The following is a 22,239-nucleotide window of genomic DNA, read 5'->3' on the forward strand; positions in this document are numbered from 1 at the left end:
TCTTGGCGAGAGGGGTGTCAGGGGAGAACGGGGCGTGGGGTGGGGACAGGGGCGGTCGCGACCGGCTGCCGGGTGAGCTCGGCCAGTGGGGGCGCCCCGGGCCGGGTGGGCAGCAGTCGCGCGTGCAGCCCGGACTCCTCGGCCACCTGCCGCAGCCCGAAGGGAATCCACCGGTAGGAGTCGTGCACCAGGCGTAGCGGGACGTCCTCGTCGTCCCGGTACACCCGCCAGGTGGTGTGCAGCCGCATCGTGGCGGGGTCGTCCTGGTCGGGGGCGCCGGAGAACCACCATTCGTAGCGGTGGCGACCGGCGCGGGCGGTGGCCATCCGGGCCTCGGGAAGGACCAGGGGGCTTTCCACCCCCATGAGCTCGACGATGACGACACCGTTGGGGGGCAGGCGTCGCAGCAGGCGCTCCCACAGCCGCCGGCGTTGCCCGGTGTCCAGGTGGCCGAGCACGCCGCACAGCAGGACGGCGCTGACGCGGTCGGGCAGTTCCAGCTCCGGAGCGGCGTCAGCGGTGATCGTCACCCTGGGGCGCAGGTACGGGTCGCTGAAGACGCGGCTGGTCAGGACGGCCCGCATGCCGGTGGCCGGTTCGCAGGCGAGGATCTCCGCGTCGGGCCGGGCCCGGGCGACGGCCTCGGTCAGCAGGCCGGTACCGGCCCCGATGTCGAGCACCGGCCCGTGCGAGAGGTCCGCGCCGGCCAGTGCCCGCGCGACGGCGGGGGCGCTCGCGCCGGCGGTGTGCCCGGTGGCGACGAGGTCGAAGAACTCGGCCGACGGCGTGTACGAAAGCTCCGCCGCGCCGGACGGGCCGGGCGCCTGCGATGGGGGAACCGGCTTGGATCCGGTGTCGGCGGGGGGTTCGGGTGCGGGAATCGGTTCTCGTTCTTCGGCCGGGGCCGGCCGGGCGGGGAACAGCTCGCCGACCGGAAGGGGGTGGGGCGCGGGAGGCCGGATGATCTCCGGTGGTCCGAGCCGTGCGGCCAGATCGGACCAGATACGGCACACCGTCAGGTCGTACTGCGCGGCCCGCAGGACGTCCTCACCGTCGGCCACGGCCTCTCGCAGCCCGTCGAGCGCGCGGCCGACGGCCTGGGGCCACAACTCGGCGAACACCTCGCGGAACGTCCCGGTGCCGCCGACGACCGAGGTCGTCGTGAGGTCGAGGTCGCCGGTGCCCGGCCCGTCGAGCACGAACCGGCGCTCGTCGTCGCGGTCGACGTGCAGGCGTGGGCTCCACAGCAGCGGCCCGTGGGTGTCGGCCAGCGTGAGGACCCCGCCCTCGGTGCCCAGCGACACCCGGTGCCAGTGCAGGGCGTGGTTGTCGCGGTCGGCGGGGTCGAGCTGGTGGTGGACCCGCACGGTCAGAGGTGTCCCGCCGAGTACTCCCTGCAGGAGGCGGAACGGCTGTGTGCCGAACTGCTCGGGCAGGGGCAGGGGGTCGGTGAACCGCCAGGGGCGCAGTGAGCCGAGTGCCCGCCCGAGGATGTCCACCATCGGTTGCATCAGATGGACGGGGGTGGCGGCGTCGAGGAACAGCGGTTTTTGGCGGGCGGTGAGCCGGCGGGCGGCCTGGATGAACGCGCGCACCGGCTCGACGTGCGGGTAGTGGGTGTTGAGCCGGTACTGCACGCGGTGGCGGCGGGCGAGTTTGAGGCATTCGGTCAGCTCGTCCAGATGGACGGGGTGTTCCTGCAGGACGTGGACGCCGCGGCCGATCAGGGCCTTGGCCAGCGCGGTTCCCTCTCCTCCCGATATCGATGAGCCGACCACGACGCACGCCGCGTCGAGGTCGTCCGGCAGCCGGTCGACCTCGGTGTAATAGGGGACGCCGAGCCCTCGCGCGTAGGCGCGGGAGGCGGCGGAGCCGCGGCTGAGGATCGCGGCCAAGGTGTAGCCGGGGTGGGCCAGGACGGCTTCGGCGTAGAAGCGGCCGAAGTTGGTGCCGCAGACCACCACCCGCAGCGGGGCCTGCTCGTTCACAGGACGCCCTCCTCGACCGGATCGCCGGCGCGCGGCTCGTCGGCGGACCCGGACAGCTCGAACCGGTCGACGGCGCCGCCGCGGAGCCGGTCGGCGACGGTGTCCGGGTCGAGCACGTCGCAGGCGAAGTGCACGCCGGGCGGGACGCTCGCCCGCGCGATCGCGTCTACGGCCAGCGCCCCGACGGCGGCGGTGAGCCGGTAGCTGCTGGCGGTGCGTACCGTCAGCCGGCGCCACGCGGGCCGGCCGGCCGAGGTGCCGGTCAGCTGGAAGTCGAGCACGTAGTAGGGCGTGCGTCCGGCCAGGTCGAGGTCGGCGGCCAGGATCAGCCGGGCGGCGAGTTCGCCGAGGTCGGCTCCGGCGGCGAGGCGGCCCGGCAACAGGTTCAGCAGGGCGCGTACCTGCGGGCCGGGGTGGACGTTGAACCAGTCCACCCGCTCCAGCCCGAGAAGCGTGGCCAGGCGTTCGCTCTCGCCGCTGAGGAAGGGCTGCACGGCCACCCGGCCGGGAAAGCCGGGGATCTCGGCGTCCTCGGCGGCCCGCAGCGCCCGGGAGATCCGGCGTCCGCCGCGGACGGCGGCCAGCGGTTCCCCGTAGGCGGCGCCGTTCGCGCCGCCCGCGGTGAGGGAGAGCATCAGGTCGACGGCCACGGTGGGCGAGCAGGACTCCAGGCCGCCGCAGTGAGCGGTCAGCGCCGACACCTCGTCCAGATCCTGGCGGGCGAGCCAGCGCGGCAGGATGGCCGACAGGCCGGGCAGCGCTCCCGCCGACAGGATCACGGTCCGGCCCTCGCGGGCCGGGTCGCCGTCGGCGAGCAGGTCTTCGGCGGCCGGGTCGTCGCCGGCCACGTCGACGCAGTGCGCTCCGGCGGCCAGCGCGGCCGAGGCCACGGTGGCCCTGAGCCGGTAGGTCGGGCCGGCGCAGTTGAGGACGACGTCGCATCCTCGTACGAAGGCGGCCAGGCTCGCGGCGTCCTCGACGTCGGTCCGGACGATGTCACCGGCCCCGGCGAGTTCCTGGCCGGCCACGGCCCGCAGCGCGTCCGTGCGGCGCCCGCCCAGACGCAGCGCACTGTGGCCGAGGTCGCGCAGCTCGCGGACCGCGGCCCGGCCCACCGCGCCGGAGGCGCCCAGCACCCCGACGACGCGCGTGCCGCTCATCGGGTCACCGCGCCGTCGGTCAGCTCGGCGAGGATCTTCAGCACCGCGGGGGCGTGCTCGACCGACAGGCAGCTGAAATGGTCGCCGCCGATGTCGATGATCTCCAGATCGCCCAGGGTGAGCTCCTGCCAGTACTCGGTGACGGCGGCCTTGCTGCCGGGGAAGGGGTAGGCGCCGTCGTGCCGCAGGAAGGTGATGTCGCCGGCGTAGGGTTCGGCGCTGTAGCGGGTGATGGCGAAGACGCTCTGGCGGTAGGCGGAGAACAGCCGGGTCATGTGGTCCGGTTCGTAGCTGCCGGCCGAGGCGGGTACCGCCTCGCACATCCGGGCGATGCGCGTGGCACGCGGGACGGTGGCCAGGTTCCGGAAGCAGGCGGCGACGTCGGCGTACTCGCCGGTGAGGGCGGCGAGCCCGCCGTCGGGCAGCACGCCGGGACTGCCGGCCAGCACGGCGTCGGTGGCGGCCGCCACCCGGTACTGGTCGTCGGGGAAGCCGAGGTCGGCCGGGTCGATGCCCATCATCACGGCGAAGGAGTACTCCGACAGCAGTTCGTCGTCGAGGCGGAACCTCGGGCTGTGGCTGCTGATGACCGTCAGGCTCTCCACCTGGGCGCCGGACTCGGCGAGGTTGCGGGCCACCTCGGTGGCGATCAGGCCGCCCAGGCAATACCCCACGACGTGGAAACGCTCCCCGCCGCCCGAGGTCAGCGCGCGGGCGTAGTCGGCCGCGAGCTGCTCGATGAGTCCCTCGGGCGGGGCGGCCAGGTAGCGGTCGAGGCCGGGGACCTCCAGGCCCACGACGTCGGCGACCCCGGGGGAGCGCCGTCTGATCTCGGTGACCAGCGCCCGGTACGGCATGATCGTCCCGGTTCCGGCGTGGACAAGGACGGTGGTGGGTTCGTCCGCCGAACGGGTGCCGTGCAGGTGGATGACGGGATCGACCGGCGCGTCGGGCCGGTCGGCCGACGGCTCATCGGTGAGGCCGCGCAGGAAGGCGGCCAGACCGGCCACCGTCGGGCGCCGCAGCATGTGCCGCAGCACGACCTCCCACTCCAGCTCGGCGGCCTGCCAGATCCGCTCCCGCAGCCGGCCGACCATGCGGGCCACGAGCAGGGAGTCCCCGCCCAGCGCGAAGAAGTCGTCGGTGCGGCCGACGTGCTCCACGGCCAGCAGCCGCGCCCACAGCTCGGCGAGCCTGCTCTCCAGCTCGTCCATCGGCCGCTCGTCGGCGGCCGGAGCCGCCTGCGCGCCCTCGCGGGGCAGCCAGGAGCGCAGCCGGTTGCGGTCGGTCTTGCCGTTGGCCGTGCGGGGCAGGGCGTCGACGATCTGCCACAGCGACGGAACCATGTACTCGGGCAGCCGGGTGGACACGCCGCGCGTCAGCTCGCCCGCCGTGACGTGGACGCGGTCGGCCTTCAGGCGGGCGAGGAAGAGTTCCTGGCCGGTAGCGGCCAGCGGGTCGCCCGGTTCGGGAAGCGAGACGACGTCCACCGCTCCGTGCCGGTCCAGCAGGTCCAGCCATTGGGGCCGGGTGAGGAAGGACTGCCCGTTGTGCGCCCTGTGGTCGGTCCAGGTGCGCCCGGCGACCTCCAGGAACTCCATGGACACCAGCAGCGGGTAGTGGTCGTCGCGAGTGTTCTCCACGAACACCAGATGGCCGCCGGGCACCAGCAGCTCACGAAGCCGGGCGAGTGCGGCCTCGGTGTCGCGGGCGGCGTGCAGGGTGTTGGCGCACACCACGACGTCGAAGGAGTTGGGGAGAAATCCCTGCTCGCGGAGGTCGTCGTCCACGTCGAGGCGTTCGTGACGCACCCAGGGGTGGTCGGCGAAGCGCTCGCGTGCCTCGTTGAGGAAGAACGCCGACGGGTCGCTGAACACGTAGTCCACGCCGTATTCGGCCAGGGCCGGCACCAGTTCGCCGGTCGTGCCGCCGACGCCGCCGCCGACCTCCAGCACGCGCAGCCGCTCCTCGCCCGCGTGGCCGGCGGCGATCTCCCGCACGGCGGCCACCAGGGCCTGGTTGAGGTGGCGGATGGCCAGGTTGTCGCGGTAGGCGGCGTCGGCCGCCTCCACGCTGGCGCCGGGAAAGAGCAGCGCGCGGATGTCGAGGTCGCCGGAGATGAGTTCGGGCAGCCGGTCGGCGCAGGTGCGCATGACCCCGAGCAGTTCGCTGCTCCAGCCGACCTCCCGCTCCAGTGCGGTGGCGCGCTGCCAGGCGTGCTCCAGGTCCGCCGCGGTGGCCGGGCGCAGCCCGCCGAAGGTCGCGGTGGCCTCGTCGTAGGACAGCCGGCCCCGGCTGGTGAGCGCGCGCAGCCAGCGGCGCAGGACATGGCGGTGGCGCGGGGTGGAGCGCAGCGCGGCGCAGATCTCCTCGGCGGTGTGCCCGGCGCCGCCGGCGAACAGGCCGGCGCCGGTGAGCACCCGGCTCATCACCGAGAGCGCGACCTCGTCGAGCGTGTCGAGGAAGGCGGTCAGCCGTTCGGTGTCGATCCGCGCGGAGGCCTCGCCTACGGCGTGCGCCGCGGCCTGGCGCGCGCGGACCGCGGACGGGGGTGCGGGCTCGTCGGAGCCGTGGTGCGCGGTTTCGACGAACGCGGCCAGGCGGCGCCCGCCCGAGGCGGAGTCGTCGACCAGGACCGCCCCCACGCCGACCGAGGGGTGGGCCTGTACGGCGGCCTCGATCTCGGCGAGTTCCACCCGGTAGCCGCGGATCTTCACCTGGGCGTCCTCGCGGCCGAGGAACTCGATGTCCCCATCAGGCAGGTAGCGGCCCAGGTCGCCGGTGCGGTAGATCCGCTCACCGGTGGCCGGATCGGTGATGAAACGCTCCGCGGTGCGGGCCTGGTCGCCGAAGTAGCCCATGGCCACTCCGGCTCCGCCGATGTACAGCTCACCGGCGACCCAGTCGGGCCGGGGCCGCAGGGCGTGGTCGAGCACGGCGAAACGCTGGTTGGTCAGCGGGCGGCCGTAGGGGATGCTCGGCCGGGCGGTGTCCACCGTGCCGATGGGGTGCGCGATCGACCAGATGGAGCCCTCGGTGGCGCCGCCCAGGGAGATGACCTCCAGGCCGGGCAGGATCGTCCGCGCCTCGTCGGGCAGGGTGACCGGGATCCAGTCGCCGGACAGCAGGGCCAGGCGCAGCGTGCCGTCCTGGCCGGGGGGTTCCGAGCGCAGCCAGTCGCAGAGCATCTGCAACTGGCCGGGCACCGAGTTCCACACCGTGACGCCGCAGCTGGAGATGAGGTCGGCCCAGTGCGAGGGGTCGCCGCGGCGTCCGGCCTCGGGCAGCACCAGCACGCCGCCCGCCGACAGCGGGCCGAAGATGTCGTAGACCGACAGGTCGAAGCCCAGCGAGGCGATGCCGAGGACGCGGTCGCCGTCGGTGACGGCGTAGCGGTGGTTGATGTCGTGGACCGTGTTGAGGGCGGCCCGGTGGCTGATCATCACGCCCTTGGGCGTGCCGGTGGAGCCGGAGGTGTAGATGACGTAGGCCAGATCGTCGGGGGCGGCGCGGCGCGCCGCGATGACATCGGGCGCGTCATCCTCGGCGCTCTCGGGCAGGTGGTCCACCACGACGGCCGACACGTCGTCGGGGAGATCGTCGATCTCCGCCAGCCAGGATTGGGTCAGCACGGTACGGACGGCGGCGTCGGCGAGGATCGTGTCGCGGCGCGCCGGGGGCTGCGCGGTGTCGACGGGCAGGTAGGCGCCGCCGGCCAGCAGCGTGCCCAGCACGGCGACGACCTGCTCCCAGCCCTTGTCCATCCAGACGGCCACCGGTTCGGCGGGGCGCAGCCCGTCCGCGACCAGCAGGCCGGCCACCCGCGTCGCCCGCCCGAGCAGCTGACGGTAGGTCAGGGTGCGCTCGGGGGAGCGCACCGCGACCGCCTCAGGGGTGGCCAGGGCGCGGGCCAGGACCGGCTCGTGAAGCAGCGCGTCCGGCAACGGGCCCCGCGTCGCGTTGACCTCGGCCCGGCGGGCCGCCTGCGCCGCGGGCAGTTCGACGCGGGCCGGCCGCTCCCAGGCGTCCTCGGCCTCGGCGCCTTCGGCCGCCAGCTGTTCGACCAGCGCGACGTAGGCGCCGAACATGTCCTCGGCAACGCCGTCGGGCAGGGCGCCCTCGCGGATGTCCCAGGACATGACCAGCGTCTCGCCCCGCTCCATGACCTGGCAGTCCAGCCACACCTGCGGGGTCTGGGTGAGCGCGTAGGAGACCTCCGGCGGGATGCCGTCCGGTGCTCCGGCGCCGCCCAGGGCGCTGGTGAAGACGACCGGCATCAGCACGGGGGCGCCGGCCCGGCGTGACAGCTCGGCCAGCACCTCCGAGCCGGTGAACAGCGGGTGTTGCAGGTCTTCCAGCAGCTGGGCGCCGATCTCCCGGACCCGGCCGGTGAAGGAGGCCGATGCGCTCAGGTCCACGGCGAGCAACTCCACCGAGGTGAAGTCGCCGACGAGACGGCCGATGTCCTGGTGCAGCGCCGGACGGTCCACGGTCGGCACGTTGAGGGTGAAGCGCGCGGTGCGCGACCAGCGGCCGACGATCTCGGCGTACGCGGTGAGCAGCACCGTCGAGACGGTGAGTCCACGCTGTTTGGCGCGCTCGCTCAGGCGCCGCCCGGCCTGCGCCGGCAGCGGCCGCTCCAGGCGGCGGAACCGGACGTCACCGTCGTCGGCGTGTTCGGCGGCCCAGGGTTCGGCGGTCGGCAGTTCCGGCGGGGGCGGCAGCTCCTCCAGCCGCGCCGTCCAGTACTCCCGGTCCCGGGCGTAGCCGGGGGTTTCCGTCAGGGCCCGCCGGGCCAGGACGTAGTCCCGGAAGGTGATGCCGAGCGGGGCCGGTGCGCCGGCGCCGTCGCGGTACAGGTGGTGGAACTCGGCCAGCAGGATGCGCAGGCTGGCGTGGTCGACGGTGAGCATGTCGAACGACAGGTGCAGCACTGCCCGCCCGGGGGCCCGGGTGATGTGCACGTCGAACAGCGGCCAGCGGTCGGTGGGGCCCCGGCGCAGCGACATCCTGGCGCGGGCGTCGTCCAGGGCGGCGTCGGCCTGCGCCGCGCCGGTGGTGTCGGTGACGCTGACGCGCAGCTCGGGCGTCTCGGGGAGCACTCGCTGGTATCCGTCGGTGTGGACGACCGCGCGCAGCATGTCGTGTCGTTCGATCAGGTGCTGCCAGGCGGCGCTGACGCGGCCGGTGTCGAGTTCGGCGTACTCCAGTTCGACGTAGGCGTGGCAGGCGACACCGCCGTAGGCGTAGGCGTCGGCCCGGCCGATCAGGTAGGCGGCCTGGATGCCCGTCAGGGGGAAGGGGTCGTGGCGGCCTTCCTCGTCGTGGTGCAGGGTGCGGCTCTCCTGCGCCTCGGCCAGGTGCCGCAGGATCGCCTCCTTGTGGGCGCGCAGCTCGGCGCGCCGCTCGTCGGTGAGAAAGCCCTTGGGCGCCCGGAAGCGCAGTCGCCCGTCCTGAGCCCACAGGACCACGCCGTCACGTGCGTATCTGGCCAGCAGCTCGGTGATGTTCACAGTTCTCCGATTTCGATGTCGGTCGCGCCGGCGACCGTTGCGGTGATCTTCGCGGCGAGGGCGGCGATGGTCGGTGCGGCCAGGAGGGTGCGGATCGTGATGCCGGTCCCGAAACGGCGTTCGACCGCCGACACCAGGCGGATCGCGGACAAGCTGTCCCCGCCGACGGTGAAGAAGTCGGCGTTGCGGTCTGCCGCCGAACCGGGCAGCTGGGCCTCCCACAGCTCGGCGAGGGCGCTCTCCACCTCCCCCTGGGGCGGTTCGGCGCCGGCCGAGGAGGTGTCCCGGGCGGCCAGCAGGGCCAGCACGGCGCGGTCGACCTTGCCGTTGGCGGTCAGTGGCAGCGCGGCGAGCGGCAGAATCCGGGAGGGTACGGCGTAGGCGGCCAGACGCTCGCCGAGCCAGCCGTGGAGCCGGTTCAGGAGCGAGGTCGCGTCCGGTCCGGAGATCTCGTGGCCGGCGGGGGGAGCGGCCGGGAGCTCGCGGGGGACGGCGAAGGCGACCAGCCGCCGGGCGGTGCGCTCGCCCGCGGCCACCACGGCGGCCCGCGAGATGTCCGGGTGGGCTTCGATGGCCGCCTCGACCTCGCCGGCCTCGATGCGATGTCCGGCGATCTTCAGCTGGGTGTCCAGCCGGCCGAGGAACTCCAGGAGTCCGTCCGAGCGGTAGCGGCCCAGGTCGCCGGTGCGGTACCAGCGCTGTCCGTCGCGGGTGGGGAACTTCTCCGCGGTGCGGCGCGGATCGCCCAGGTACCCCATGGCCAGCCCGGCGCCGCCGATCCACAGCTCGCCGGGCGTCCAGTCGGGGCAGTCGCGGCCGAAGTCGTCGACGACGCGGTAGCGCTGTCCGGTCAGCGGGCGTCCGTAGGGGATGGACGCCCAGCCGGGGTCCACCTTCTCGACGGTGAGGGTGTTGGACCACACCGACGCCTCGGTGGCGCCTCCCATGGCGACGAACCGGCAGGGCCGCGTGCTGAGTGCCCGCAGCCGGCCCGGCAGGTCCAGGCCGATCCAGTCGCCGGAGACCAGCGCGACGCGCAGCCCCCGCAGTGCCCCGGTGTCCGTCACCGCGTGCTCCTGGGCGTCCAGGAGAAGGTCCAGGAGCGCAGGCACGGTGTTCCACACCGTCACCTCGTGGCGGTGCACGAGCTCTGGCCACCGCCGGGGTTCGTGTCGCAGCTCGTCGGTGGGCAGCAGCAGTGATCCTCCGGCCGACAGCAGGCCGAAGATGTCGTAGACCGACAGGTCGAAGTCCAGCGCGGACAGGGCGAACACCCGGTCGCCGGGGCCGATGTCGTGGCGCGCTCCGATGTCGGCGACGGTGTTCCAGGCCGCGGCGTGGGAGATCTTCACTCCCTTGGGCTCACCCGTCGACCCGGACGTGAAGATCACGTAGGCGAGTGCCTCGGCCGGCACGTGACGTGGCCGCTCCAGCGGTTCATGGCTCAGCGCCTCCCGAAGGGACATCACCGGGTGCGCGCCGATCTCCTCTGGCGCGCCGGCCCGCGGCGGTTCGGGCCGTTCGCCGAGGGTCAGGCCGATTCCCGCGACCGTCCGTATCCGGTCGCGGCGGCCGGCGGGCTGGTCCAGGCCGACCGGGACGTAGGCGGCGCCCGCGGCCAGCACACCCAGCACGGCCGTGATCTGCTCGGGCCCCTTGGGCAGGCTGACCGCGACGAGGTCACCTGATCGTACGCCGCGCTCCAGCAGGGCGGCGGCGGTGCGCAGCGCCCCGTCGGCGAGCGCGCCGTAGCTGGTGGTGCCGCCCTCGGAGGTGACCAGTGCCGTCCGGTCCGGTTCGGCGGCGGCGCGTTCGAAGAACGCCTCGTGCAGCGGCCGGGGGGTGACCGGCTCCCCCTCCTCCTCCAGCGCCACCTTCGCACGCCGCCGCCGCTGCGCGGCGGGCAGCAGGTCCGGGATCGGCGCGCTCCAGTCGCCGCCGGCCAGGTGGTGGATCAGCCGGGTGTGGGCGTCGAACATGGCGTCGAGCACGCCGTCGCAAAACAGTTCCTCCACCGCGTCCCAGGTGACGACCAGCTCACCCGACTCCTCGGTGACCTGGTTGTCCAGGATGACCTGGGGGGACTGGGAGATTCCCCACACCTTGGGCGGGAAGCCGGAGGACGGGTCGGACAGTCCGGCGTCGCCGACGCCGAGCGCGCTGGTGAACACCACCGGCGCGGCGGCATCAAGGGTGCCGGCACGGCGGGCGAACTCCCGCAGCAGCCAGGCGATCGGCACGTCCTGATGGTCGAGGTCCTCGGCCTGCCGCCGCTGCAGCGCGGCGGCGGCCGGCAGCCAGCCGTCGCCGGAGCGGCGGTAGGCGGCCAGGGACAGGGAGGTGAAGTCGCCCAGGACGCGGTGGACGTGCGGGTGTACCTCGCGCCGGTTGAACAGGGTCAGGGTGAGGGTGAGGGCGTCGGTTCCGCTCCAGGTCGCCAGGACCTCCCCGTAGGCGGCGAGCAGCACGGTGGAGGGCGTCAGGCCGTGCCGGGCGGCGCGCTCCTTGACGGCGTGCCAGGCGGCGGCGTCCAGGCGCAGCTGCCTGCGGGTGAACCGGGGCGTCTCGAGCAGCGCCGGGTTGCGGTCCAGGGGCAGGGCGGGGACGGGCGGCAGTTCCTCCAGCCGCGCCTGCCAGTGGGCGCGGGCCCGTTCGGTGGAGCGGGGGTCGGCCGCAAGCCCGGTGAGGTAGTCGCGAAACGACAGCTCGATCACCGGGAGCGAGGTGTCGGGGTCGGCGTAGAGGGCGTTGAGCTCGGCGTACAGGGTGGTGATCGACAGTGCGTCCAGGAGGAGGTAGTCCAGGCCGACGGCGAGCCTGGTCCGGGCCGAGCCCGCGGGGCCGGGGTAGCGCACCGCCGCGACGGCGAAGAGCGGCCAGCGGCCGGGGTCGCGTACCTGATGCGACATTCGCTCGCGTAGAGCGGCGAGGGCCTCGTCGGCTCCGGCCTCGTCGGTCTCCCGGCAGTCGATTCGATACGGGGCGACGCTCTCCAGCACCTGCTGCGTGCCGTCTCGCACGACGGCGCGCAGCATGCCGTGCCGCTGGATGAGGGTCTGCCAGGCCCACTCCAGCCGTCCCAAGTCCACGTCGGCGCCGTCGAACTCGCTGTAGTGCCAGGTTCCGACGCCACCGAGGGTGAAACCGGGGTCGCGTCCGGTGTGGTAGGCGGCCTGGACGTCGGTGAGCGCGAAAGGCTCGTGGGCGCGGCCGGGGTCGGCCGCAAGGACGACGCCCGGCGCGGTGTCCGGGCCGGGGGTCTTGGGCTCCAGGGTCAGCAGCGCGCAGAATTCCCGCAGGACCGGGTTGGCGAAGAGCGTGGCCACGCGGGCCCCGCCGAGGCCGGCGGCGCGCAGCCGGCCGATCATGCGGGTCGCGATGAGCGAGTCCCCGCCGAGGGCGAAGAAGCCGTCGCCGCGGCCCACGTCGCGCACTCCGAGGAGTTCGGCCCACACGCCCGCGACCACGCTCTCCACCGGGCCGGCCGGGGGTTCGGCCGCCACGGGGTGCTCGCGTGCGGAGGCCGTCAGGAGGTGCCGCACGGCCGCCCGGTCGAGTTTGCCGTTGGAGGTGAGCGGCATCGCGTCCATGACCAGGACGTGTTCGGGAAGCATGTAGGCGGGCAGCCGTTCGGCCGCCCGGCTCCGCAGAGCGTCGGGGTCCAAAAAGTCGCCGCCCGCGGGCGATACGGGCGACACGGCCGCGGCGAGGCGGCGGACCGGGCTCTCCAGCACGGTGGCCACCGCGTGCAGCACGTCCGGATGTTCCTCCAGCACCGCTTCGACCTCGCCGAGTTCGATGCGGTGCCCGCCGATCTTCACCTGGTGGTCGGCGCGGCCGAGGAACTCCAGAACGCCGTCCGTCCGGTAGCGGGCCAGGTCGCCGCTGCGGTACCAGCGCTCGCCGTCGTACTCGACGAACCGGGACGCGGTGCGCTCGGGATCGCCGCGGTAGCCGGTGGCGACGCTCGGGCCGCCGATCCACAGCTCGCCGGGCACCTGGTCGGGGCAGTCGCGTCCGCGCCCGTCCACGACGCGGGCCCGCATGTTGCGCAGCGGCACGCCGTAGGGGATGGACTTCCACGAGGGGTCGACCTCGTCGACCTCGAAGACGGTGGAGTGCACGGCGGCCTCGGTCATGCCGCCCAGGGCCACGAAACGGCAGCCGGGGACGAGGGCGCGCAGCCGGGCGGGCTGGTCGAGCCCGACCCAGTCGCCGCCGAGCAGGACCAGGCGCAGCGCGTCGCCGAGGCCCCCGTCCTGGCCCGCCGCCATGAGCAGGTCCAGCAGCGCGGGCACGCACTGGATGATGCTGACGTCGTGCTCGCGGACGAGGTGGGCCCAGTGGTGGGCGTCGCGCCGGTGCTCCTGGCCGACGACGACCACCTGCCCGCCGACCGACAGCGGGGCGAAGATGTCGTAGGTGGCGAGGTCGAAGTCGAGGGCGGAGATCGCCAGAGTGCGGTCGCCGGGACCGACGCCGAACTGGTCGCCCATCGCGTCGACGGTGTTGACGATGGCGCGGTGGGAGACCTCCACTCCCTTGGGCATCCCGGTCGAGCCGGAGGTGAACAGCAGGTACGCGGCACTGTCGGCTCCGGGGTGGGCGACGGGCCCGGGAGGTAGCTCCTCGGCGTCGGCCAGGCGCAGCACGCTCACTCCGGGCAGGTCGGCGCACAGGTGGGCGTGGGCGTCGTCGGTGAGCACGACGGCCGCGCCGGCCACGGCGTGGATGCGGCCGCGCCGGATGGCGGGCTGTTCCACCCCGACGGGCGCATAAGCGGCTCCCGCGGCGAGCACCCCGAGGACGGCGGCGATCTGGTCGGCGCCCTTGGGCAGGGTGACGGCCACGGTGTCGCCCTCGCGCACGCCGTGGCGGCGCAGCAGGGCCGCCACCTTGCGCGCCACCAGGGCGAGGCCGGCGTATGTCAGCACGTCGCCGCCCTCGGTGACGACGGCGACGCGGCCGGGCCGCTCGTCGGCGAGGTGGAAGAAGCGGGTGTGCAGGACGTGGCCGGGCCGCGGGGCCGCGGGCAGGGCGGCGACGGCGCGGACCGGGAGCCGGCCGGCGTCCAGCAGCGGCCCGACGGGCAGCAGCCAGGCCTCTGAAGTGGTGAGGAGGCCGGTGACCAGGCGGCGGTAGGCGTCGAAGGCCGCGTCCGGCACGCCGGGGGCGAGCACCCCGTCGCGGACGTCCCAGTTGAGAAGGAGCCCGCCGTCGAGTTCGGTGACCTGGGCGTCCAGGAATACCTGGGGGCCCTGGGAGATGATCCACACCGGCCGGCCGAAGGTCGCCTGGACCTCCGGCTCGAAGATCTCGCCCAGGCCGATGGCGCTGGTGTAGACGACGGGCGCGAGGACGGGGGCGCCTTCGAGGCGCGCGAGGTCGCGCAGCACCTCCACGCCGCCGTACGCGCCGTGGGCGACCCCCGCCTGCAGGCCCTCCTGCAGCCGCCGGGCCTGTTCGGCGAAGGGCAGGGCGGTGCTCATGTCCGCGTCGAGCAGGACGGAGCCGCTGAAGTCGCCGATGAGGCCGGCGACGTCGGGGGTGAGCATCTCCCGGTCGAACAGCGGGAGGTTGAGCAGGAAGCGGGGGGTGTCGCTCCAGGCGGCGATGACCTCGGCGAACGCGGTGGCCAGGGCGGCGGCGGGGGTGAGGCCGTGCAGCCGTGCCCGGGCCAGGAGGGCGGCCTTGGCCTCCGGGTCCAGCCAGTGGTGCAGGCGTCTGGAGTGGGTGAGCGCGGAGTCGGCCGCCGACACCGGCCGCAGCGGGTCCACCGTCGTGGGCAGCCGGGGCGCCCGGGGAAGGCCGGGGAGCCGGTCGCGCCACCACCGGGCGGCCCGCTCACGCTCCGGGCCGCGACGCCGGGCGTGTTCGGCCAGGTAGCGGCCGTAGTCGAGGCCGAGGGCGGGCAGTGACGCATCGGGGCGCTCATAGAGCCGGCGCAGATCGGTGAGCAGGACGCGCAGGCTCAGCGCGTCACCGGCCATCATGTCCAGGTCGAGCTGGAGCCTGGTGCGCCCGCCGGGCAGCAGGCACAGGCAGACCCGGAAGACCTCGCCCGCCGCGATGTCGAGGCGGGCGTGGGTGTGGCGCTCGCGCAACGTCTCCAGCGTGTCCGCGGCATCGTCGGCGGGCAGTTCTCGCAGATCGTGGACGACCAGACCGGTGCCGGACGTGCCGTAGCGCTGACGGCCCTCGTCGTCGAAGCGGGCCCGCAACATGCCGTGCCGCTCGGTCAGAGCGCGCAGCGCCCCATCGAGCCGTACGGGATCCACCTTCTCGCCGTCGAGCTCGACGTAGAAGTGGGCGGCGACGCCGCCCAGCGGCTGGCCGTCCTGCCGGCCGATCCAGTAGGCGTGCTGCATCGTCGCCAGCGCGAACGGCGCCTCCTCGTCGTGACCGGGATCCGCGACGAGTGCGGGGGAGGGCGTGTCGAGGCAGGCCTGCCGCGCCTTCTCCGTCAGCAGGGCGCTCCAGGAGCCGAGCACCGGGTCGTGGACCAGGTCCTGGAAGGTGACGGCGATACCGAGGCGGCGCCACTGGCCGACGAGTCTCATCACGGTGAGGGAGTCGAGGCCGAGCTCGAACAGGTCGCGCTCCTGGCCGATCTCCCGCGCCGGTATCCCCAGCGCCTGAGCGACCACCTCGCGTACGTCGTCCGGCGCGAACGCCGGTGCCTGCGAAGGCGGCTGTGCGGGGGGCGAGGTCTGTTCTGGGACGGCGTGTTCGTCACTCAAGGGTGGGGTCCCCTCCGGTGTGGGCTCTCGGATGTGCGTGGTGCTTGCCCGTGGCGTCGCGTCAGCGGAAGGACGTGCCGATGGAGCAATATAGTAGAAATGATTATCATTTCTGCTTGTGCATCTTAAACAGATGAACGAGGCACATGCCACTCCCAGCGGGAGACGAAGAAGGGGATCGCCATGACCCAGCCCCAGACCCACCCGGTCTGGCCGCACGCCGACGCGGAGCGTTACCGTCGCGCCGGATACTGGAGTGGCCGCACATTCGGCGCGCACCTACGTGAGTGGGCCGCGCGGCACCCGCGGCGAACCGCGCTCGTCGACGGCGACCGCCGCTGGACCTATGCCGACCTGGATGCCGAGGCGGACCGGCTCGCGCACGGACTGCGGCGGCTGGGCCTGCGCAAGGGCGACCGTGTCGTGGTCCAGCTGCCCAACCGCGCGGAGTTCGTCCTGCTCTGGTTCGCCCTCCAGCGCCTCGGCGCGGTGCCCGTCCACGCCATGCCGGGACACCGCCGCGCCGAGATCGGCCACCTGGTTCGCATCTCGGGCGCGGTGGCCTGCGTCATCCCCGACCGGCACGCCCGATTCGACCACCGCGGGCTGCTGCGCCACATCCTCACCGACCAGGCCGGGAGCGGCACGCTGCGCCACGTGGTGGTGGTCGGCGACCCGGGCGCGCATCGCGACTTCACCCGTTTCGAGGACCTGAGGACCGACGCCGCACCCGTCGCGACCGGCCAGGAGGATCCCGACGCCGGCGACCTGGCGCTGCTGCTGCACTCCGGCGGCACCACCGGCCTGCCCAAACTCATCCCGCGCACCCACGACGACTACGCCTACAACGCCCGCGCCGCCGCCGAGGTCTGCGGGCTCGACGAGCACTCCGTCTATCTCGCCGTCCTGCCGATCGCCTTCAACTTCACCTTCGCCTGCCCCGGCGTGCTGGGCACTCTGGCCGCCGGCGGCACCGTCGTCGTGGCGCCCGATCCGAGCCCGCAGACCGCCTTCGCGCTGATCGAACGCGAGCGCGTGACCATCACCTCGCTCAGCCCGCCCCTGGTCCCGCACTGGATGGAGGAAGGTGCCCGCGGCGCGGCGGACCTCGGCAGCCTCAAGGTGCTCCAGGTCGGGGGAGCGCGGCTTGCCGACGACGTCGCCCGCAAGCTCGGCCCCGCGCTGGACGTGACGGTCCAGCAGGTCTTCGGCATGGCCGAGGGACTGATCAGCCTCACCCGCCTGGACGACCCCGAGGAGCTCATCTGCACCTCCCAGGGGCGCCCGATCTGCCCGGACGACGAGATCCTCATCGTCGGCCCCGACGACCGGCCCGTCGACGACGGACTCCCCGGCGAACTGCTCACCCGCGGCCCCTACACCCCGCGCGGCTACTACCGTGCGCAGGAGCACAACCTCATCGCCTTCACCCCCGACGGCTTCTACCGCAGCGGAGACCTCGTGCGCCGGCTTCCCTCCGGTCACCTGGTCGTCGTCGGGCGGATCAAGGACCAGATCAACCGCGGCGGCGAGAAGATCGCGGCGATCGAGGTGGAGGAGCACCTGCTCACCCACCCGCTGATCACTGAGGCGGCACTGGTCGGCGCTCCCGACGACACCTGGGGTGAACGCTCGGTGGCGTTCCTGGTCTGCTGCGGGCCGGTACCGGGGACGAGGGAACTGGCCGTCTTCCTCGCAGAACGAGGACTGGCGCGCTACAAGGCACCCGACCAGGTGGTGGGGATCGCCGCCATGCCGCTGACCGCGGTCGGAAAGATCGACAAGAAGGCCCTGGCCGGAACGCTGTCACCGGCCTGACCCCATCGTGAGGGGAAGAAGGCGACCATCCCCTTCCCCTCACCCGCCTACACCGGGCCTCGTGCCGGGCTCACACGGGAGCAGCCGACCAGTTCTCGTGTCACCGGGTGCCGCGGCCGGGCGAACACCCGGCCCGGTGGGCCCGACTCGACCACCCGCCCGCCGTCCAGCACAACGACCCGGTCCGCATACCGCGCCGCCTCGGCCAGGTCGTGGGTCACCAGCACTACCGTCAATCCCAGCGTCCGGCGCAGCGAGGTCAGCAGGTCCAGGACGCCTGCCCCGATCTCCGGATCCAGCGCCGAGGTGATCTCGTCACAGACCAGCACCCGCGGCGCACCGGCCAGGGCCCGCGCCAGGTTGACCCGCTGGCGCTCACCGCCGGACAACTCACCTGGCCGGCGTGACAGCATCGCCGGCGCCAATCCGACCAGTGCGAGCATCCGGCCGGCCTCGGCGGTGGCCTGCTCGGCCGGCATTCCCCTCAGGCCGGTCAGCGGCCGCGTCAGCGCGGTCCGCACCGACTCGCGTGGATTGAGCGCCCCGCGGGAGTCCTGGGCCACCAACTGCACCGCGCGGCCGCGTCCCGAAGCGGCAGACGGCCCGCCGGGCCCGTCCCTCCAGCCGGCCGTGCCCCGCGCCGCGCGGTGCAGGCCGACCAGACAGCGGGCAAGGGTGGTCTTGCCGGAACCGGACGGCCCCACCACGGCCGTGCACGTGCCGGCGGGGACGGTCAGCGAGACGCCGTGCAGGACGACCCTGCGGCCGTGCGCGGCCGACAGATCGCATACCCGCAGCTCACCCCGGTTCTCACCGGCGACCGCTCGGGGAGCCTCGGCGTCCGCGCGGCCGGCGGGCGCGAGGGCGCGCGGCCCGGCCGCCAGCACCGTCCGCGCAGGACCGGAGGCGGTGATCCGTCCGTCCTGCAGCCGGATCACCTCGTCCGCCAGCGCCGCGACCCAGCCGGGGTCGTGACTGACCAGCACCGCCGCACGGTCACCGTCTCGCACCAGTTCGGTCAGCAGTTCGCGCATCTGGTGGGCCAGCACGGTGTCCAGGCTGCCCGTCGGCTCGTCCAGGACCAGGAGCCGCGGACTGCCCGCCAGGGCGGCGGCCAGAGCCACCCGCTGCGCCTGCCCGCCGGAGACCTGATGGGGGCGGCGCCGCAGGAACGCCCGGTCGACCGGCAGCCGTACCGACGACAGCAGCGACCGGACCTGCCCGGCGACGTCGGAAAGTCCGGGAGAGCGCAGCCGTACCGCCTCCGCCACCTGCTCCCCGATCCGCAGCGCGGGGTTGAGGCAGGCCGCCGGATCCTGCCCCATGAACGACACCACCCGGCCCCGCAACCGGCGGGCTCCCGAGCGGTCGAACGGATCGAGACCGGCCACCCGCACCGCGCCGGAGCGCCGTTCCAGGCCGGGGCGCACGTGGCCGAGCAGGCTCAGCGCCAGGCTGCTCTTGCCGGAGCCGGAGCGTCCGACCACCCCCAGCACCCGCCCGGAGGCGAGGGTCAGCGTCGCCTCCCGCAGGACGGGAAGGCCGCCGCCGACCGGAGCCAGCGTCAGCCCCGTGACGCGGAGCAGTTCCTCGCCGTCCGCGGTGGTCATCGTCGCTCCCCGGATGCCGCGTCGGCGAACCAGTCGGCCAGCAGGCCGACGCAGACCGAGAGCAGCACGATCAGCAGGGTGGGCGCCAAAAAGGGCGTGACCGTCAGGGGGGCGCCGGGGATGTTCTCGTTGATCATGCGTCCCCAGTTCGGGGCCGGGGCGCCGCGGCCGAGACCGAGGAAACCGGCGGTGGCGGTGAGGTGGATGGAGGCGACCAGCCGCAGGGCCGTGTCCGCCAGTGCCGGTCCGGCGATGTTGGGCAGGATGTCGTGGCGCAGTACGGCCCACCTGCTGTCGCCGCGGGCGTACGCCGCTTCGGCGTAGCCGGTGACGACGACCTGCCGGGTGGCCGCGCGCAGCACACGCACCGAGAACGGGATGGTGGCCAGGGCGACGGCGGCCACGACCGCCAGGTCGCTGCCGGGGAAACCGGCCGCCAGCACGAGAATGAGCAACAATGCGGGAAGCACCGCCAAGGCGTCCACGAGCCGCAGGACGAGATCGCCGACGCGGCGGGGCGCAAGTCCCGTCAGCACGCCCGCGGCCATCCCCGCGGCCCCGGCGACCAGCGTCGCGCCGAACCCGGTGAGGACGATCACCTGTCCTCCCCACAGCACCCGGCTCAGCACGTCCCGGCCCAGGACGTCGGTCCCCAGCCGATGGGCGCCGTCCGGTGGCTGGAAGGGCATCCCCAACTGCTCGGTCGGGCTGTAGGGGGCGAACACCGGCCCGCACAACCCGACCGCGACCACGAACAACGTCCCGGCCCCGGTGAGCAGCGGCAGCCATCGGCGGCGTGGTCGCGCGGCAGAGCCGCCCGCCCGAAGCTCCCCCTCCCGCATCAGGACGCCCGTCATCGCCGATCCCCGCCCACCGGATCGAGCAGCCGACCGCAGACGTCACCCAGCAGCAGGATCAGCAGCATCACCGCGGCCAGGGCCGTGGCGATGCCCTGCACCATCGGGATGTCCCTGGCCGCGACGGCCCGTTGGAGCTCGCGGCCGATCCCGGGATAGTCGAAGACACCCTCCACGACCACGGCCCCGCCGACCAGCACACCGGTGATGAGCGTGAGGGCCTGCACGGCGGGGCCGACGGCGTTGGGCAGCACATGACGCAGGGCCAGGCGCAGGCCACGCACCCCGTTGAGCCGGGCCGTCTCCACGTACGGGGAGGCCGCCACATCCGCCGCCGAGACGCGAATCAGCCGGGTGGCCGTGGCCAGGGCGACCGCGGTGAGGGTGAGCACGGGCAGCACCAGGCCCTGCGGGGCCTCCAGCGGGGTGCCGCCCAACGGCACCAGGGAGACCCGCGGCAGCACATCCAACCAGACCGACAACACGGCGATCAGCAGCGCCGCCGACACGAACTCCGGTATCCCCGCCGCGACCTGGGCGAGGGAGGAGACCAGACGGTCGGCGGTGGTGCCCGCCCGCAGGCCGGACGACAGGCCGAGCAGCACCGCGAGCGGAACGGTGAGGGCGAGGGTCAGGCCCGCCAGCAGCAGGCTGTTGGGAAGCCGGGCGCCCAGCACCTCCACGACCGGCCGATGCCCGACGAATCCGGTGCCCAGGTCGCCGCGGACCGCGCCGAGCGCCCACCGGGCATACCGCTCGGCCACCGGCCGGTCCAGGCCGAGGGCGGCCCGAACGCGGGCGCGTTCCGCCACGGAGGCGTCGGTGCCCGCCACCGCGCTGACCGCGTCTCCCGGCAGCACGGCCGTGGCGGCGAACACCGCGCCGGACAGCAGGACGAGCAGCACGGCCGCGCCGGCGACCCGGCGGCCGACGAAGACCGCCCAGCTCACGTCAGGGCTGCCCGGGAAAAACCGGGGAACTGCTCGAACAGGTCGTCCTGGATGCCGGTGACCCCCTTCGCCTGGGCGTTGACGTAGGGCTTGAACACCGGAAGCACCGTGTTCCCGCCCTCCCACTGCTCCTTTTGCGCCTCGGTTCCGATCCTCTTGGCCTCCGCGGGGTCGCTCTGCGCACGGGACTTGGAGACGAGGGCGTCGACGTCGGGGCGCTTCCAGCCGAACGCCGACGGCGCGCCGCCGGCCGTGCCGATCTGGTAGGTCGACAGGGCCGGGACCGGCACCTGGTAGGAGGCGGCCAGCGGCAGCCGGGTGTAGGCGGCGAAGTCGGCGAAGAGCTGGCCGGCGGGCAGCTCCTTGAGCGAGGCCTTCACCCCGATCCTCTTGAGGTCCTCGACGTACAGGGTCGCCACCTCCACCATGCCCGGAGTCTCCGGCCCCGTGGTCAGCACGACCTCCATCCCCTCCGCGCCGGCGGCCTTGAGCAGGGAACGGGCCTTGTCAGGGTCGTGCGCCCGCTGCGCGAGCCCCTCGACGTAGTCGGGAAAGCCCATCGAAGGCAGGTCGTTGCCCACGGTGGCGTTGCCGTAGAACACCGTCCTCACCATGGCCTCGCGGTCGGCGGCGAGTTTGAACGCCTCACGCACCCGTTCGTCGTCGAACGGCTTGACGTTCATGTTCATCCGGAAGGACAGGCCGACCAGGTAAGGGCTCTTGGAGGAGACGAGGTCGAACTTCTCATCGGCGGACAGCGTACGAGCGGTGACGGGGGAGAGGTCGTGCACGAAGTCGACCTCACCGCTCGTCAGCGCACCGGCCCGGGCGTCGGAGTCGGCGATCGAGCGCAGTTCTAGACCGGCGAGGCGGGGCCCCTGCCCCAGGGCGGCTCCGTAGTAGTCGTCGTTGCGGGTGAAGGCGGCGCCCTGCCCGGCGGTGAACTCGGTGAGCGTGAACGGGCCGCACGTCGGCATACCGGTGGCGAACCGCTTCGTTCCGTCCTTGACGACGAGGAAGTTGCCCTGGCACAGGATCAGACGGCCGTCGGCGATCGGACGAACGGTCGGCAGGATCACCTTGAGGTCGCCGTCGGCCTTCGCGCGGGCGAGGTCGAAGTTGAGCGAGGCCATCCGGTACACCGGCAGCGTGCTGCCCGCCGCGAGGGCCGCCAGGGAGTGCAGGACATCGGCCGAGGTCAACGTGGAACCATCGGTGAAACGGACGTCGCGGCGAAGGCGCAGGGTGTACGTGGACAGATCCTCGGACACGTCGATGCCTTCGAGGACCCCGTAGCGAACGCCGTCCTCGGCGGCGGGGTCGAGATTGCCCAGGGTGGCGTGCCAGGCACGGGCCCGCACCAGGTCCATCGGGGTGGGGCCGTTGAAGAAGTCGAGGGTCTCGGAGGCGCCACCACCGACGAAGGCGGCCCGGAGCGTGCCCCCCGCCCGGGGCGTCCCGGAAGCCGCACCGGTCTTCGGTGACGCGGTGGAACCATCAGCCGAGCAGGCGGTGATCAAACCAGGCCCGGCGGCCAGCGCCACGGCGGCCAGGGCCCCCTGACGGAGGAAGCGGCGGCGATCGAAAGGGCGGGACATGGTTC

Annotated in this window: 9 protein-coding genes; 1 reads left to right on the forward strand and 8 read right to left on the reverse strand. The window is 73.5% G+C overall.

Annotated features, from left to right (window positions below; all coding sequences use genetic code 11):
* Positions 1-17 precede the first annotated feature (17 nt).
* Genes ACFYWM_RS09350 through ACFYWM_RS09365 form a run of 4 tightly spaced genes read right to left on the reverse strand, consistent with a single transcriptional unit; the run spans position 18 to position 15,401 of the window.
* Positions 18-1,988, reverse strand: a complete 1,971-nt coding sequence (locus tag ACFYWM_RS09350) for a Gfo/Idh/MocA family oxidoreductase (protein WP_389911159.1) — start codon at positions 1,986-1,988, stop codon at positions 18-20.
* On the reverse strand, positions 1,985-3,148 hold the full coding sequence (locus ACFYWM_RS09355; protein WP_389911162.1) for a saccharopine dehydrogenase NADP-binding domain-containing protein: 1,164 nt from the start codon (positions 3,146-3,148) through the stop codon (positions 1,985-1,987). The genes ACFYWM_RS09350 and ACFYWM_RS09355 overlap by 4 nt, the downstream gene beginning before the upstream one ends.
* Positions 3,145-8,661: an amino acid adenylation domain-containing protein gene (locus ACFYWM_RS09360; RefSeq protein WP_389911165.1), complete on the reverse strand. Its 5,517-nt coding sequence runs from the start codon at positions 8,659-8,661 to the stop codon at positions 3,145-3,147. The genes ACFYWM_RS09355 and ACFYWM_RS09360 overlap by 4 nt, the downstream gene beginning before the upstream one ends.
* Positions 8,658-15,401 carry an amino acid adenylation domain-containing protein gene (locus ACFYWM_RS09365; protein ID WP_389911168.1) on the reverse strand — a complete coding sequence of 2,248 codons (6,744 nt, stop codon included), beginning with the start codon at positions 15,399-15,401 and terminating at the stop codon, positions 8,658-8,660. The genes ACFYWM_RS09360 and ACFYWM_RS09365 overlap by 4 nt, the downstream gene beginning before the upstream one ends.
* 183 nt (positions 15,402-15,584) lie before the next feature.
* Here ACFYWM_RS09365 and ACFYWM_RS09370 point away from each other — a divergent pair, with 183 nt between their 5' ends.
* Positions 15,585-17,219: a (2,3-dihydroxybenzoyl)adenylate synthase gene (locus ACFYWM_RS09370; protein WP_389911171.1), complete on the forward strand. Its 1,635-nt coding sequence runs from the start codon at positions 15,585-15,587 to the stop codon at positions 17,217-17,219.
* A 47-nt stretch (positions 17,220-17,266) separates the two neighbouring features.
* On the opposite strand, the gene ACFYWM_RS09375 is transcribed toward ACFYWM_RS09370, so the two are convergent.
* Genes ACFYWM_RS09375 through ACFYWM_RS09390 form a run of 4 tightly spaced genes read right to left on the reverse strand, consistent with a single transcriptional unit; the run spans position 17,267 to position 22,234 of the window.
* Positions 17,267-18,829, reverse strand: a complete 1,563-nt coding sequence (locus tag ACFYWM_RS09375) for an ABC transporter ATP-binding protein (protein ID WP_389911174.1) — start codon at positions 18,827-18,829, stop codon at positions 17,267-17,269.
* Complete coding sequence (locus tag ACFYWM_RS09380; protein WP_389911177.1) at positions 18,826-19,686, reverse strand: ABC transporter permease; 861 nt, start codon at positions 19,684-19,686, stop codon at positions 18,826-18,828. The genes ACFYWM_RS09375 and ACFYWM_RS09380 overlap by 4 nt, the downstream gene beginning before the upstream one ends.
* A complete protein-coding gene (locus ACFYWM_RS09385; protein WP_389911180.1) occupies positions 19,683-20,636 on the reverse strand; it encodes an ABC transporter permease in 954 nt (317 codons plus the stop codon). Before ACFYWM_RS09385 ends, ACFYWM_RS09380 begins: the two co-directional genes overlap by 4 nt.
* The gene (locus ACFYWM_RS09390; protein WP_389911185.1) at positions 20,633-22,234 is read right to left on the reverse strand and encodes an ABC transporter substrate-binding protein; all 1,602 of its coding nucleotides are present in this window, start codon (positions 22,232-22,234) and stop codon (positions 20,633-20,635) included. Before ACFYWM_RS09390 ends, ACFYWM_RS09385 begins: the two co-directional genes overlap by 4 nt.
* Positions 22,235-22,239 lie beyond the last annotated feature (5 nt).

It is taken from the genome of Streptosporangium sp. NPDC002721 (assembly GCF_042888905.1).
Taxonomy (GTDB): Bacteria; Actinomycetota; Actinomycetes; order Streptosporangiales; family Streptosporangiaceae; genus Streptosporangium.

Bases quoted from the DNA above. Each gene is read 5' to 3' on its own strand.
- ACFYWM_RS09375 (WP_389911174.1), bottom strand. From the start codon at position 18,829: ATGACCACCGCGGACGGCGAGGAACTGCTCCGCGTCACGGGGCTGACG.
- ACFYWM_RS09380 (WP_389911177.1), bottom strand. From the start codon at position 19,686: ATGACGGGCGTCCTGATGCGGGAGGGGGAGCTTCGGGCGGGCGGCTCT.
- ACFYWM_RS09390 (WP_389911185.1), bottom strand. From the start codon at position 22,234: ATGTCCCGCCCTTTCGATCGCCGCCGCTTCCTCCGTCAGGGGGCCCTG.
- ACFYWM_RS09370 (WP_389911171.1), top strand. From the start codon at position 15,585: ATGACCCAGCCCCAGACCCACCCGGTCTGGCCGCACGCCGACGCGGAG.
- ACFYWM_RS09355 (WP_389911162.1), bottom strand. From the start codon at position 3,148: ATGAGCGGCACGCGCGTCGTCGGGGTGCTGGGCGCCTCCGGCGCGGTG.